14 protein-coding genes are annotated in these 14,843 nt (G+C 46.2%); all 14 read right to left on the bottom strand.

Going from position 1 to position 14,843, the window contains the following annotated elements; genetic code table 11:
- Window positions 1-8: 8 nt before the first annotated feature.
- Entirely contained in the window at window positions 9-665 is a 657-nt protein-coding gene (locus ABLA85_RS07400; protein WP_367962717.1) for a phage tail protein, read from the bottom strand.
- Window positions 658-1,842 carry a baseplate J/gp47 family protein gene (locus tag ABLA85_RS07395; protein ID WP_367962714.1) on the bottom strand — a complete coding sequence of 395 codons (1,185 nt, stop codon included), beginning with the start codon at window positions 1,840-1,842 and terminating at the stop codon, window positions 658-660. Before ABLA85_RS07395 ends, ABLA85_RS07400 begins: the two co-directional genes overlap by 8 nt.
- A complete protein-coding gene (locus ABLA85_RS07390; protein WP_367962711.1) occupies window positions 1,832-2,167 on the bottom strand; it encodes a DUF2590 family protein in 336 nt (111 codons plus the stop codon). Before ABLA85_RS07390 ends, ABLA85_RS07395 begins: the two co-directional genes overlap by 11 nt.
- On the bottom strand, window positions 2,160-4,265 hold the full coding sequence (locus ABLA85_RS07385) for a phage tail tape measure protein (protein ID WP_367962708.1): 2,106 nt from the start codon (window positions 4,263-4,265) through the stop codon (window positions 2,160-2,162). Before ABLA85_RS07385 ends, ABLA85_RS07390 begins: the two co-directional genes overlap by 8 nt.
- Window positions 4,262-4,402 (bottom strand): hypothetical protein, encoded by a 141-nt coding sequence (locus tag ABLA85_RS07380; RefSeq protein ID WP_169923060.1) that lies wholly within the window; start codon window positions 4,400-4,402, stop codon window positions 4,262-4,264. Before ABLA85_RS07380 ends, ABLA85_RS07385 begins: the two co-directional genes overlap by 4 nt.
- A 50-nt stretch (window positions 4,403-4,452) precedes the next feature.
- Window positions 4,453-4,722: a putative phage tail assembly chaperone gene (locus tag ABLA85_RS07375; RefSeq protein WP_367962705.1), complete on the bottom strand. Its 270-nt coding sequence runs from the start codon at window positions 4,720-4,722 to the stop codon at window positions 4,453-4,455.
- Between the two features lie 133 nt (window positions 4,723-4,855).
- On the bottom strand, window positions 4,856-5,311 hold the full coding sequence (locus tag ABLA85_RS07370) for a DUF2597 family protein (protein ID WP_047679895.1): 456 nt from the start codon (window positions 5,309-5,311) through the stop codon (window positions 4,856-4,858).
- Complete coding sequence (locus ABLA85_RS07365) at window positions 5,312-6,427, bottom strand: DUF2586 domain-containing protein (RefSeq protein WP_367962774.1); 1,116 nt, start codon at window positions 6,425-6,427, stop codon at window positions 5,312-5,314. It lies immediately after the preceding gene.
- A 78-nt stretch (window positions 6,428-6,505) separates the two neighbouring features.
- Window positions 6,506-7,000: a phage tail protein gene (locus ABLA85_RS07360; protein ID WP_367962702.1), complete on the bottom strand. Its 495-nt coding sequence runs from the start codon at window positions 6,998-7,000 to the stop codon at window positions 6,506-6,508.
- A 439-nt stretch (window positions 7,001-7,439) separates the two neighbouring features.
- Window positions 7,440-7,709, bottom strand: a complete 270-nt coding sequence (locus tag ABLA85_RS07355) for an ogr/Delta-like zinc finger family protein (RefSeq protein ID WP_367962699.1) — start codon at window positions 7,707-7,709, stop codon at window positions 7,440-7,442.
- A 107-nt stretch (window positions 7,710-7,816) separates the two neighbouring features.
- Entirely contained in the window at window positions 7,817-11,488 is a 3,672-nt protein-coding gene (uca, locus tag ABLA85_RS07350) for an urea carboxylase (protein WP_367962697.1), read from the bottom strand.
- On the bottom strand, window positions 11,481-13,313 hold the full coding sequence (gene atzF / locus ABLA85_RS07345) for an allophanate hydrolase (RefSeq protein WP_367962695.1): 1,833 nt from the start codon (window positions 13,311-13,313) through the stop codon (window positions 11,481-11,483). Before atzF ends, uca begins: the two co-directional genes overlap by 8 nt.
- A gap of 387 nt (window positions 13,314-13,700) precedes the next feature.
- Complete coding sequence (locus tag ABLA85_RS07340) at window positions 13,701-14,237, bottom strand: IS630 family transposase (protein WP_367962694.1); 537 nt, start codon at window positions 14,235-14,237, stop codon at window positions 13,701-13,703.
- 25 nt (window positions 14,238-14,262) lie between these two features.
- The gene (locus ABLA85_RS07335; protein ID WP_047964173.1) at window positions 14,263-14,709 is read right to left on the bottom strand and encodes a helix-turn-helix domain-containing protein; all 447 of its coding nucleotides are present in this window, start codon (window positions 14,707-14,709) and stop codon (window positions 14,263-14,265) included.
- Between the last annotated feature and the right edge of the window lie 134 nt (window positions 14,710-14,843).

Here is a 14,843-nt window from a genome sequence, read left to right as displayed (position 1 = left end):
CTATTTCCTTATAATGACGCACCGTAGGTGATATTCGGTGCTGAACTTTCCTTGAGGCTGGCACTGTCACAGACGGCAACGCCTGCGATATGCCCTACTTTCAATAATAATGGCGGTGTCGGGATGGCAGCGGCATAAGTGCAATATTCAGCACCCACGCTACCCACTCGCATTAACAGTTGGTTTTTGGCTATCACTTCAAAACGGTAACGGCGGCAGGTGCGGCCATACTGGCGGATGATATTCATCAGCAAATCGGGGTTAGCCGCTATCTGGCTATCACTGAGACGCAGGATAATCACATCCCAGTCAATGTCCGGCTGGCGTTCCAGCAGTTCCACATAGCCCACACCCAGCCGCTCAAAAATGGCAATAAACCCCGCGATACTGCCTGCATCTTTCGCGTTGATAAACGCGTACTTCACCCGCTTGCGAAACAGGGGCAACGGTTCACCGTTAAAACGCTGGATATCCCGCTGATAGGCCAGCACCGATAACAGTGCTTCGGAACAGGTTTCCGCATCCAGTTGCGCCAGCGGCCATGTCAGCCAGTCGTAAACCTGCGTCCAGAATACCCGTGCTGCATTGAGCAGTTTGGCGGGTTCGCCCTTATCCATCCATGCGGGCAGGGCCAGTCGCTTAAGACGTTCCTTAAACTCAGACATTCTTCACCTCCACTGAAAGCGTTTTCAGCCTCGGCACACTCAGCTCACTGAGAATATCCCCCAGTGAAAAGGTCAGGGATTCAATCTCGCTGAATTCACGGTGGATTTCGCGCCCTAAGTTGGAAAAGGAAAAGCGCGAGTAGGGCCATGTTTTTTTCACCGCATACTGGCTGTTTTCCCGGAATGCACAGCGGATCAGGTTTTCCACATCCCGTTTCAGGGTAGTTATCTGTTCCTGACTGTAGTTCGCCAGACTGACCACAAACAGCGTGACCGATAAATCATGCTGCGTTTCCGGCATCGGCAGGCACTGCATATCATCGCCATGCCCGTGATGGCCCTGATTGGTGATGTAATCGTTGACCGCTTCAATAAATGGCTGACTGGTTACGCCAGAATCTAACAACAGATAGGCATTGGCCGTACCTGCCCCACGAGGCGCATCATGCAGAAAGAAGATGCGATCAATGCTTAAGCCCGCCACTGCCGCAATCATGCCCCGGTAAACCGCATCGGTATGATAATTGCCGACGAGGTTATATTGGTTGCGGCAGCGGTCACGTAAATCATCATCGGATTCCGCATCCGCACCGGGGGTTAACAGCCAGCCTTCTTCATTTTGTACCCGTGCAATGCCGGACACGGCTACAGGCAGGATACGAAAATAACCGGGTGCAAGGTTAAAGGCACCACCTGCCACTTCTGCGGTTACAGGCAGCAATGCACTGCTGATACCCTCAGCAATCACCACGCTTTCGGTGGTGCTGACCCGGTAAATTTCACCGTTAATACGCTCAGTCTGGATCACCGTTCCTGCTTGCACTGTTACCGCCGAAGCGCCCGCCGTTTTATAAAAACGGATCACGCCCTGTGCGGCAGAAGCAGGCTTGCGTTTCAGGTTGACGCCCCAGGCAAACATATCCAGCCATGAACCCGATGCCGTGGCTAAGTACATGTTTTTCAGCGTGACATTGATTAACGCCTCTTTGAGCCACAACACCGGGCGCGTGACAATGGTGTTAATCAGCCGCCAGAACGGGGACATGCGCGAGGTGTTGGTAACCAGCCCCGCTTCATCCACCACGTTGGCAAACGCCTTGCTGATATCGGTCTCCGTGGTTGGCATCCCGCTGTCACGCAGTACCTTTTCGTAATCCATCGTTGGTTTAGTGTCCATTTCCCACACTCACATTAATACGGCCAAAATCGTAGGTTTCTGCCGTGATCCATAATTTAGTCGGTGATTCTTCATTGATGCTGACGGTGCCCGGAATAATCCGCTCATCATTTTCGATTAGAATCACTATTTGAGTCTGAATATCCGCCCGTAATGTCGGACTGCGTTCAGCAATTAAATTTGTTGCCAGACCACTTTCAATAATCGCGTGAACACAATCCTGTCCAATAGAAACACGGTTATTACAGAAATGCGGTTCATTCCCTGAATTAAGCGTGAAATCACGCTCACTAATTAACAAATCAATATATTTAGGCTCATCCATAGGCCACTTGTTCCCATTCCGTAAATTGATCCGGCGTCATGCTATTGGAAACATTGAATGTCACACTTTCAATGCGGCGGCTGTTATCATTAATAGTCTGTGAATTTGATGTCACTGACTTCATCAGCCCCTGCCTTCCAATCCCTTGCGTTTTCCCGCCTGTTAAAACATTCCCGGTTTCAAGCGGCTTAATCCCGTTGACAGGCTGAACGAGCGCTTGCGGCTGGCCCTGTAACATCCCATTCGGCGGGGCGGCTAGTTTCTGGGTGTTCTCCGCCATCCCGACATTGGGGGCACTGACTTTGGTCGCGGGTTCAATGACCGTTTTTTGCACTTCCATCATGTCAATATTGACACCCGGCAACTTGTTTAACTTACCGACAATGCAGTTATAGATCCCCGCGAATGACGCTTTCAGCCAGTCCCATAATCCGCTGAACAAATTGCTGACACTATCCACCATATTGGAAAAAGTATCGGCCAGTGAAAAGCTGCTGAACCAGTTACACAGGTTATTCCAGCCCTCAGCAATCCAGTCCCAGACCGCGCCAAAAATTCTCCCGACCCATTTCACATAGGCCGCCACAACCTTAAAGGCGGTAGTGTTCATGATGGCGGCTTTAATGGCATCCCAATGCTTAATTAATAGGTAAATACCAACAGCCAGCAAGGCAATCGCAGCGATAATCAGTAATATGGGCCATGACATAAAGTTGAATGACAACCCCGCCAAGAAAGCGGCAATCCTGATCGCCACTAAAACCCCGCGCAATATGCGCAAGGTGGCATTCCAGACGATAATCGCCCCGTTACACAGCCATACTGCTGCCGTCCACAGTTTCATCACCAGCGTACAGGCTGCCCAGATCCCTTTAAGCCCCAACCAAATAAACCGGGACACTCCCATCACTATATTGGCGACAGCCCCCACAACGGCAAAGTTCATAATCGCAAGCGTGATATACCCAACCCAACGAGCGATATTGGGGAACAATTTCATCCAGCGCACCAATACCTGACTGGTATCGGCGAGCCGATTAACCAGGGGTTTTATAACAGGCAGTAATGCTGAACCAATCAGAATATGCAGGTTTTGCCAGATTGCCTGTAGCCGTTCCCACGGATCAGCCATCTGTGCTGCCATTTCGCGGGTACGTTCCATCCCATCATTTGCACCTAATGCAGCCATGTTCTTGTTTAACACATCAACATCGTTGAAAAGCGCTTTGACTACTACAGCAGAGTCACCAAATGCCGCTTCAATCTCAGCCTGAGCTTTCAGATTACCTTCGATGCTTGTGCCATATTTGGCCTGAAGTTGTTGCAGCATTTCCGGCATGGAAAGCATCTGGCCGGAAGCATTAACAAAACTCAGTCCCAGACTTTTCGCACCACCCGTTGCGACGGATAAAAATGTCTCATAAGCGCGGCTGGCATCTCCTCCCAACGTACTCTGTAACTGCCCCAATACAGCCAACTGTTCATCTATCCCAACACCAAAATCTGTTCCTGCTTTACGGGTATTTTCCAGCATCTGTGTCATTTCGGGCATACTGGTGCCGAATGTCTGCGCCATAAAAACAGCTTTGCCTGACAGCTCCTCAGCAAACTGAAGATGTCCTACGGACTCGGCATGATCGGAGAACAGATCAAACATTTTCCCCATATAATTTGCCGCATCTGTTGAGCTGGTTTTCAAAGCAACAGCGGTGGTATTGGCAATTTTGGTCATCTGAGGCAATTCCGTTTGCTCCAGTCCTTGTACTGCCTTATTAATTTCCGTCGCTGATTTCACAAACTCAATGGCTGATTTGCCATATTGTGAGCTAAAAGTGACAGAATCTTTGGCGATTTTTGCCATAATGCTGCTATCAATTCCCTGTAATGAGGCTGATTGCAAGGCATCATCCATTTGAATGGCTGGCTCAAGGAAGCTATGCGTTGACCAGAATGAGTCAGCGATTGTTTTCCCACCCGACGAAATTTTGCCAAATGCCTTTTGTGATTCCTCTGCAACGCCAGAGACTGCATTTTTTATACGATCAAGTGGTTCTGTAACCCTATTGATTAGATTTAATATAAAATCGAGCTGACTCATGGCTCACCTTTTAATGCCAATGCAATTCCATTTGCAGTTGCAATACGCGTATATTCCCAATATCGATTATCTAACCAAATTGCACGGGCTAAATTTTCCGTATCATCATTTTCATTTGGTAAATAATGACGACGCAAAGTTAAGGCTTGCTCAAATAAGCTATTGTCGATAGCCCTAACCCGTGCATTTAGTTTTTTATTTCAATTTCCAGTTTTGGTGCATATTCGGAATTAATTTTTTCAACCAACTGCATTGCTGCCCCCGGAATTTGTAACAGTTCATCAAGAGCAGGTTTAGAAGCAGACTGAACAATACGTCGCAAATAAGTCACAATCGGCACAATTTTATTGTCCATTGTCATGTCATTAATCATATTATTGTAAGCGACAATATTAGGTTCAAATTTAATTTCATTTCCGCCAACCATTAAAGTAATAATTTTATTTTCTTTAGTCATGATTTAATTCCTTTCTTTTATCCATTGATAATTTATTCGATTATTTTGATAAACATCGTCCCTGATGCAATGAGCTCCTTAATTACACGAATGTAATAAAGGTTTTCTCATCCTCTTCCATAAATATCTGTGTTTACCCGATCAGATTACGGGTTAATTCTGCTTCAAGATAGGGGATACCATTAATACGCACAAAATCAGGTGAAGTGACAACAAATTTAATTTTATGTGTCATCACGCTACCACCTTTAGGGTCAACATCCAGAATATCACTCACGATCAGTTTGCAACCGTAAGCTTCAACTTTCATTTCCTCATTTCCTGCTTTGGCATACCACATCAGATCAACAGGCTGAATACCCCGCCATGAACCCGCAGCACGCGCTTTAGCTGTCACGATATCCAAATACTTAGTACTGAGTTCAATTTCACCTTCTGCTGTTACATCACCGGAGATATAACCATCCGGTATACCCTGTGTTTGGGCAGCGGCTGTATTGTCAGTAACGGACAAACTGACCTTTTCCGCATGAACCAGATCCCCATCCATATTAAAATCGACCGACTGGCCGGAAATACGCTGGCTCATTTAATTCCCTCCCAAATCCAGCAACAAACTCGCCGTGATCCCTTTCGGGCATTCGTAAGTGCGAATAGTGATATAAATTTCTACCGTGTTTTTATTGCGCCATGTGATAACAATGTCACCATCCTGAGGTGATTTCACTTCACCCGGAAATGTCACACCATTAATTTCCGTACTGCGGGACATTTCACGTAAAGTACGGGCGAAATATGCCTGATGCGTTGCGATGCTGCCCGGTGTACTGTTTAGACTGCGATCAGCAATTTTAGCGATGGCCTGCAAACGAATACGGCGCGCAACCTTATCCACAACACGCAAATTTTCGATACTCTGGTAATCTCCGCCTTCCACATCCAATGTGCGACCATCTGACCAATACATACCATCGTAATCGGGATACCACATTGGCACACTGAAACGTAATTTTTCCAATGCTTGTAGAGTTGCTAAATCAATCGGCTTCCCTGCACCATCAAGCGGAAAATCTGCTGATCCCAGATCCATCAATGGCCCTGTCTGAACTCGTGCCGGGCTGTCAGCCACAGTTACAGCACGATTGCACAGACGGCCAGCCAGTACACCGGCTTCATTGCCCCATAGAGACGGCACTAATTGGATCGATGAAACTGCTTCTCCTTTTTGCAGATCAGCCAGACGAGTAACATAATCCGACCAGGTTTCTTTCGGCTGTGTGCCTTCAACAGCCAAAATAGCCCATTGCCAACGCCCAAACTTAGCAATGGTATTTGCCCGCAAAGTCTGTGCAGCCTTGATAATGGCTTTAGTTGCACCAACTGTCAGCACATATCCTTCTACACTGGCAACACGTTGTGCTGCTGTTACCACTTCAACAAAGGCCAGTTCATCTGCCGATTCCGGCAAAACATGGACATACCCAGACCAGTTTTGTCCTGCGTTTACCATCGCCGCCAGTATGTTACGTTTCAGAGTGGTATTTGTTGTTCCCAATACAGAATCAAAATCCGTCTGAGTATTTACAGAGATCGTTTTGCCTGTATTGGCTTTTCCCGTCCCAACAAAGAGCAATACGCGCTCTATTTCCTTGGTTTCGCCTTGCAGTTGGTTAACTTGGTTAACCTGCACATGTGGCCACATAATTTATTCCTTTATTTATGTTTTATTTGTTCAAGGTTGCAGATGTGTTTTGCATTCCTTAAATCTGCCCATTAATCGTCGTCAGATTTGTCCAACAGGTATTCCTGATTCGTCCACAATATGAATAACACCGTTTTCAGCAAACCAGATTTCAAGGGTTGCCAGCAGCCAACGCTTGCCATCAAAGGGGACAATACCGTTTTTATCCTCACGCATAATCACAGGTTCTGACAGTGATAATGACACGACAACAACGGCCGTTTCTTCATTCACTTTGACAGTCATCGTTGGGCATTCCTGTCCCTGATTACGATCCCTCAATTCATCATTTTGCTCCGTCAGCCAGGCGTTGATTAACAGTGAAATATATCGGGGATCGCATTCTCTGTATGGAAAACTCCCCCACTTAATCACTGCTTTATACTTTTGGATAAACATCTGGTATTGTCCCAACCCTAAATCCCGTTGAGCCGGAATAAAGCGGATTTCTCCCATTTCACTGGTAAATTCCGTTTTACACGTGAGTTCTGGTAGGTTTTCCCGTAAAAATGCTGTTAATTGCTGTAACTTATTCATTTCATCCATCTCGCTTTCAGTTTCAATCCTTTCATTTTTACGGGTAAAAAAACTATGGGTAAAAAGCCGCCTTAGCTCATAAGCGGGTGGCAATCCTTCGCCGATGCGTTCTCACACATAACCCCTTCCGTTTGAATCAAATGTATTATTGCGGATCTATTAAAATGCTGCGAAGGGTTTAGTTCTGATAAATTCGGATATAACTCAATAGCCGATTCAAAGCGAAATCATCTGCAATTTAAGGTGCTTCCTTGATGACCTGATTCTCCATAACGTCATTATCCGACAAAGTAGCTATTGGTGATTAAACAACCAAACAAAATAATAGAGATGAGAGGTAAGAGAGGTAAATATGAAGAAATTGCGGCTATTTGACGGAAGTGATAGGGGTGACTGAATTCACCCCAGGGGTATGAGTTCGATAAAATATGGCTTTATATCAAGCAGCAGAGTTGACTTTCAACAAATCTAATGCTGCTTGGCGTTGTTGTGGATTAAGGTTGTTGATCACAGTCTGCAATAACTTATCGCCAGTTTTAGCACTGGGGCTTAAGGTATGTGAAAAAGTCAGATTCATGACAAATCGATAACCACATTCAATGTCAGAACACATACAGTAAAGATCGGCAATTTCAGGGTGCTTTCGATTGGTTTTACTGATGGCAGCCTTAGCACCACATTCAGGGCAAATAATCTTTAATACGCGCATCTTATTTATTTCCAAAGAATTTATTTTCAGTAATTTCAAGTTGTTGCGTATTTTACCCTAAACGTGTGTGTTCTTATTTAATAGGGATATGTGATATCACTGATACATTAGATGCTTTCCAATTCCAGCCACAGCAACGCATCACCGGGGCTTACGGTGTTACCCGGCTGGCAACTGATACGCTTGATTCGCCCAGGTTGTGGTGCATAAATAACCAGTTCCATCTTCATAGCTTCTACAATGATCAACGGCTGCCTTTTTGTCACTTCATCACCGGGTTTGACTAATATCTTCCAGATATTCCCACTCATATCCGCACTGACTTGTACTCCACTTTCATTGATATCAGGCCGTTGAGATTGTTCCTCAATGTTTAAAACCGCGCTTTCTTCCTCCTGTTGCCAATGTCTTATCTCCTTTTCAAAAGCCACTGTCTGCCGTCGTTTGAAACAGGCAATATCTTCGGCATTTTCTTGCAAAAATCGCAGGTGTTCGGCAAAGTCAAACTGAGTTTCTTCAACACGAATAGCAGTACGTCCTTCTCGAAAATCTTCGCGCAACTGTTCCAACTCTTGCTCACTGACAGGATAGAAACGTATTTGGTCGAAAAAACGCAGCAACCACGGTTTATCTTTAGCAAACTGCTCGTTTTTCAGAAACTTGTTCCAAATAGGCAAAGTTCGTCCCACTAGCTGATAACCGCCTGGGGAATCCATGCCATATATACACATGTACATACCCCCAATACCCACGGTTCCTTCTGCGGTAAAGGTTCGTGCCGGATTGTATTTCGAACTTAACAAACGATGTCTGGGATCGATCGGAACCGCACACGGTGCCCCCAGGTATACATCTCCCAGACCAAGGATCAGGTAACTGGCATTGAATATAATATGGCGTACTGCTTCTCGATCCGGCAATCCATTAATGCGCTGAATAAAATCAACATTATTAGGTAACCAAGGCGCACGGGTACGCACAGTATCCTGATAACGACTTACAGCACCAAGTGTTGCGCTATCTTCAAATGCCATCGGCAAATGTATAATGCGTGATGGTACTTTCATCGTACTGACATCACCAAGTTGCTCCTCTAAAGACAGTAATAAAGCCACAAGTCTCTGCTGATCAATTTGCCGATTGTCATAACGGATTTGCAGGGAGCGTACTCCGGGAGCAATTTCTTTGATCCCCGCTTCTGCTAAATCATGTAGTTTATCTATCAGTAAGTGGATTCGCAGACGTAATGCCAGATCCAGAACATTTTCACCATATTCAATCAAAATATAGCTGTCACCCGCCTGACGATAAACAACGGCTGGCGTTGAATCAGTGGCTGCTATTGCTGTCAGTACAGCACCACACCTTTCCTCTTCAGATACTGATAGCGGTGTGCCTGATACTGCGGTTTGATTGGGTAACGAGACTGATTTCAGAGTAGTAATGACACGATTTTGCTGTTTTTCCAAAGCGACAGCTTCTTCAATAGTAATGGAATAGAATCGGATACGATCTCCCGGTTTTACCTGCCCGACTTTCCACAGTTCAGCTTTAGCTATGGTTACCGGACAAACAAAACCGCCAAGACTAGGCCCGTCACGGGTGAGGATGACGGGGAAGTCTCCGGTAAAATTGATGGAACCGATGGCATATTCGCAATCATGAATATTCGAAGGATGTAACCCCGCTTCTCCACCATCGGGACGAGCCCAGACAGGCTTCGGGCCAATCAAGCGCACACCTAAACGATTCGAGTTGTAATGTACCTGCCATTCACTGGAGAAAAACTCATCAATGTAGTCCTGTGCAAAAAAATCAGGTGCACCGTGCGGCCCATGAAGTACCCTGATGTGCCACGTTTCGCCATAGGCAGGGATCAACGCGGGATCAAGTGCCTGTGGAGCACTGACAGGGGCTGGTGTTGTACAAGCAGGTAATGACGGTTGTGAGATAGGAAGCATATCGGCAATTTTTAAAATACGGCCAGCATGTCCGCCAAATTGCCCAAGCACAAAGGTGGAGCGGCTTGCGAGATAACAAGGCACATCAAAACCATTTCTGACAGCAAGGTATGTCCGGCAGCCAGATTGTGTTCGGCCAAGCGCCAGAATTTGTCCGGTTTTGACATACAGTGGCTGCCAATAAGGCACGGCTTTCCCGTCTAACAGAGTCGGACAATCCGCCCCGGTCAGTGCAATTAACGCGTCACAATGAAATTGCAACGTTGGCCCCTCTAACGTGAACTCCAACCCGGCGGCAGATTCATGATTGCCGACTATACGGTTAGCCAGCCGAAAAGCAAAGTCATCCATCGGGCCAGATGGTGGTACACCTATATCCCAATAGCCCAATCGACCGGGATAATCCTGAATACTGCTCCAGGTTCCCGGTTGCAGAACCTCAATAGCATCAGCGTGTGGCACAAAATTATCGAGCAGCCGAGTCCAGACCTGCCCTTTTTGAAATGGTTCGCTGGTTGTAATCTGGCGCAGATATGCCAGATTGGTGGTAATACCGTGCAACTGGCAGCAATCTAATGCCTTTCGCAGTTTGTTCAGGGCCTTATCGCGGTTTTCTCCATAAACGATTATTTTGGCAATCATCGGATCGTAAAATGCAGAAACTTCACTGCCCGTACTCACACCACTATCAATACGTACCCCTTCAATACGTACTCCTTCAATATGCACATCAACAGGAAATTTAACTTCTGTCAGTACGCCCGGACTGGGCTGAAAATTCTTCAGCGGATTTTCTGCATACAGGCGAACTTCAATGGCAGTACCGACTGGTGCGCGATTTAAATACTGCCAATCGATTGGCAGATCAGCAGCAACCCGTAACATACATTCCACTAAATCGAGTCCGGTGACACACTCAGTTACAGGGTGTTCAACTTGCAGACGGGTATTGACTTCAAGGAAATAGAATTCACCTTGTTCAACATCGTAAATATACTCCACCGTACCTGCACTGCGATAATTCACTAACTTGCCCAATTGTACTGCGGAAGCCAGTAATGCAGTGCGGGTCTGTTCTGACAGGTTAGGTGCAGGTGCTTCTTCCACAACTTTTTGATTACGACGTTGCAAAGAACAATCACGCTCTCCCAGTGCTACGACATTGCCTTTACCATCACCAAATATCTGTACTTCAATATGACGAGCCTGCCTGATACATCGTTCCAGAAATACGCCAGCATCACTGAAAAACTGCTCCCCAAGATGACGTACACTCTCCCATGCCTGACGCAGTTCATTGACATCATGACAGCAACTCAGGCCAATGCCACCACCACCCGCAGTACTTTTCAGCATGACGGGATATCCGATAGCCTCAACCACACTTAGGGCCTCATCCAGTGAGTTAAGCAATCCCGTTCCCGGTGTCATCGGTACACCCGCTTCTGCGGCCAATTCACGAGCCCGGTGTTTCAGACCAAATTCGGCAAGTTGCTGCGATGTCGGGCCAACAAAGACGATACCGGCTTTTTCACATGCTTCTGCAAACAACACACTTTCAGACAGAAACCCATACCCCGGCCAGATAGCTTCTGCACCACTCTGTTGCGCCGCATTAATAATTTTATCGATGCACATGTAACTCTCACCGGCTTTTTCCCCATGTAACGGCAATGCAATATCTGCTGCTTTGACATGTTGTGAATTCTTATCTGCATCTGAATACACAGCCACACTAACAATACTGAGGCGTTTCAAAGTGCGGATCGCACGGCAGGCAATTTCACCACGGTTAGCAATCAATACGGTCTTAAACATCTGTTGCCTCCTGACTGACAATCCAATTACGCCAGCCACCAAATTCAGTGATATCAGTTGCGCCATTCAGTGCTATCGGCTCACAGATAAAACCTTTTACCCATCGTCCATCCGCTAACTCCAACGAACCAATGCCAAGTGGAGGAGGAACTTCGGCAACAAATGCACCAAAATAGGCCAGTGGAATATCCCAAAGCTCAATACTTATCGCAGCACCTTCAACACTACGCACTAATCCGGGTTTGGCGGGATGGGTATTGGCGAGCGCATAAAGCCGATAACAACCGGCTGTCTGAGAGGTTTCAACAAATACGGCCTTACGATCAATGAGTTGGTAATTCAGTGACATGCCCCGAAGATGGGCACCAACCACCGCTACACGAATATGTTGTTCCGACGGCAATAATTCTGCTCCAGCTCCAGCACATGTTTTTCCTGTTGTTTCAAGAGGCAATGCACCAAGAGCTAATGCCCCTGGAGGCAATGTAAGGTGCTGTTGCCAACGGAGCCCGAAGGATGCAAGTGCACGATCATGCCAGGCAGGCGCAAGTAAGGTAATACCTGCTGGCAGCCCATCAGACCGGAAAGGTGCAGGTAAAGCGAGTGCGGAGAGATCGGCCAGATTGGTAAAATTGGTATAAGTGCCAAATTCTGAGTTATAGCGAATCGGTTCCTGCTTAATTTCTTCAATGGTTCTGATCGTAGGCGTGGTCGGAACAACAAGAGCATCAAACTTAGTCAACGTCTGTTGGATCTCCTGTGCTAATTCTGCCCGCAGATATTCCGCCTTAAATGCCTCGACAGCACTGTAATTTCCACCACTGGCTATAATTTGGTGTACCACTGGTTCCATTTTTTCCGGGGAATTTAGCATTTCACCAACTACAGCCGTGCGTTCAGCAACCCATGCTCCCTGATAGAGTTGTTCAGCCAGTTGTTTGAATGCTGAGAAATCAATGGGGTGCAGTGTGACACCGATGGCTTGCAGCTCGTTCAAGGCATCCAGCCATGCAGCTTCGGCAATGGTGTCATTACAAAATGTGGGGTTTTCAGGGATGGCAAAAAGAGGATTATCCGGTAATGTTGCAGGGGCAGAAGCCGGGTTGATACGGGAATAAGCATCATTTTCGTCAAATCCACCAGCAAGACAGGTGATATTGAAAGCATCTTCCACGGTCAGAGCAAAAACAGACAAGGTATCGTTGAGCCGACAGGCAGGTACAACACCTTTCCCAGAAAGCCAGCCTTTGGTCGGTTTTAAGCCAACAACATTATTGAAACTCGCAGGCACCCGCCCAGAGCCTGCGGTATCTGTTCCAAGTGCAAACGGCACCAACCCTCTGGCAACGACAGATGCAGAGCCAGAGCTGGAACCTCCGCTGATATAACTTGCATTGAAACTATTTTTTACTGCGCCAAAGGGCGAACGGGTTCCAACTAAACCGGTAGCAAATTGATCCAGATTCGTTTTTCCCACGACAATCGCGCCTGCTGCTTTTAATTTGGCAACCGCAGTAGCGTCATCGTCAGCGATATATTCAAAGGCCGGGCAAGCGGCAGTGGTCGGCCAATCAGCAACATCAATGTTGTCCTTAACAGCAAATGGAATGCCAAACAAAGGGAAGGCGTCAGGATTGCGCTGATAAGCAGGTAGAAGTTGGTCAATCTGAATTTGTAATTGTGCCGGAGTCGCAAGATAGATCCAGGCATTATCATCAGGTAAAAAAGAATCCAGATGCTGTTGCAATAATACAGAAATGGAGGCTGCATTTTGTCGTATCCGGTCTTGCCAATCTTTTAAGGTATAACCTGTTATGGGTGCCATACTGTGAAACTCCAATTGGTATGATTGGATTTACACAGCAATACGCATGCCAAATAATATATGTGCTAATATTCAAACGATTAGTTTGAACAAGTGTGTTAGCAAGCAACGACTTGCACAATAATGGTTCATGCGTTGAACAATAATGGTGCTTCTTTTAAGTTCAGACTATTATAGATTAAAATAGATATTATTATTTTGGTTGCCAATATGTAACATTATCAAAAATATTCAAAATTAAACCTATCTAAACAAAAATATCAAATTAGAAAAATATAACATTAAAACTTATATTTATCCGGCATTAAGCTGTATTTCTTTTAATGACTTTGATCTTGATGTTGCTAAGCCAATCAACTATCCGCTGAAATCAAGTGAAATAAGTCCTCAAGAGAAATTAACTGCAAATTGGCGACCATAACTTTCAAATAAAGTATTTAGCTCATGATCCATTGTATCCTGAGTCCAAGTGATAAAACGTCGCCAGTGATATTTAGTCTGTCTCCAGACGATTTCAATCAGATTCAGCTCTGGGCTGTAGGCGGGAAGGTAAAATAAAAACAGGTTGTGTTCTCGTAACCAGCGACTTTTGATTTTTTCATCTATCCTATGATGGATACGCGCATTATCTAATACGACAAATGTCAGGCGATGATCCCCTTGCTTTGCAACCTGTTCTAAAAAATCAATGACATCAGTCCGCGTAACACTGTCTGACATTATCTGATAAAACAGTGTGTTATCGGTGTAATTTAGCGCCCCTAACACTGAACGTCTGACATGATTTTGCGGCTCTGTTTCATGGGGCTTACCCCGCGGACTCCATCCGTATTGCACCGGCGGAGAGGCGGTAAAACCCGCCTCATCAAGATAGACCAGCCGGTAATGACCCGACCGCGCGCCCGCCTTAATTTTATTCAGCAAGGCGGCTTTTTCAGCAAACTCCGCTTCATTGCATTTTTTTTAAAGACAGGCGGGCTCGTTTATAGGTTAACCCCTGTTTTTTCAGGGTATTCGCCAGCGTCTCCAGCGTACAGGGCAGCGGGCCATGCTTGTCCTCGACTTTCTGTGCGATTCGGGCTAACGTCAGAGATTCTGCACTGGCGGCTTCGACCGCGGTGGTAATCATGTCAGGGGTCATGGCGGGATATCGGCCTCCGACATGCCCACCTAATAATCCCGCTATCCCTGAATCGTGCCAGAAGTGAACCCAGTCATAGATAACTCTGAGACTGCATCCTATCTCAGCGGCTATCTGACGGGGTTTGATGCCTCTGGCAAGCATGAGCAAACCCGTTCCTCGCGTACGGATGTCTCGGTGTCTGTGATTCAGGGCAAGTTGTTGTAATGTAATACGTTCAGCTTCAGACAGTGTGATATTCGATTTCAATTTCATAAGAACAGGCGGTAAGTCATCGGATGACCGATTATAACATCAATGCAGATCATTTATCCGATCAACTTACCCAATTTGATGTGTAAATAATAGATTTACAAACAGCTCGTTACTCGGTCATGTATTGAATGGTT

Origin of the sequence: Xenorhabdus sp. SGI246 (assembly GCF_040838225.1) — a bacterium.
GTDB classification, from domain to species: Bacteria; Pseudomonadota; Gammaproteobacteria; order Enterobacterales; family Enterobacteriaceae; genus Xenorhabdus; species Xenorhabdus indica.
Note: the sequence above shows the minus strand (reverse complement) of the source record. Positions and strands in the feature narration are given on the sequence as shown.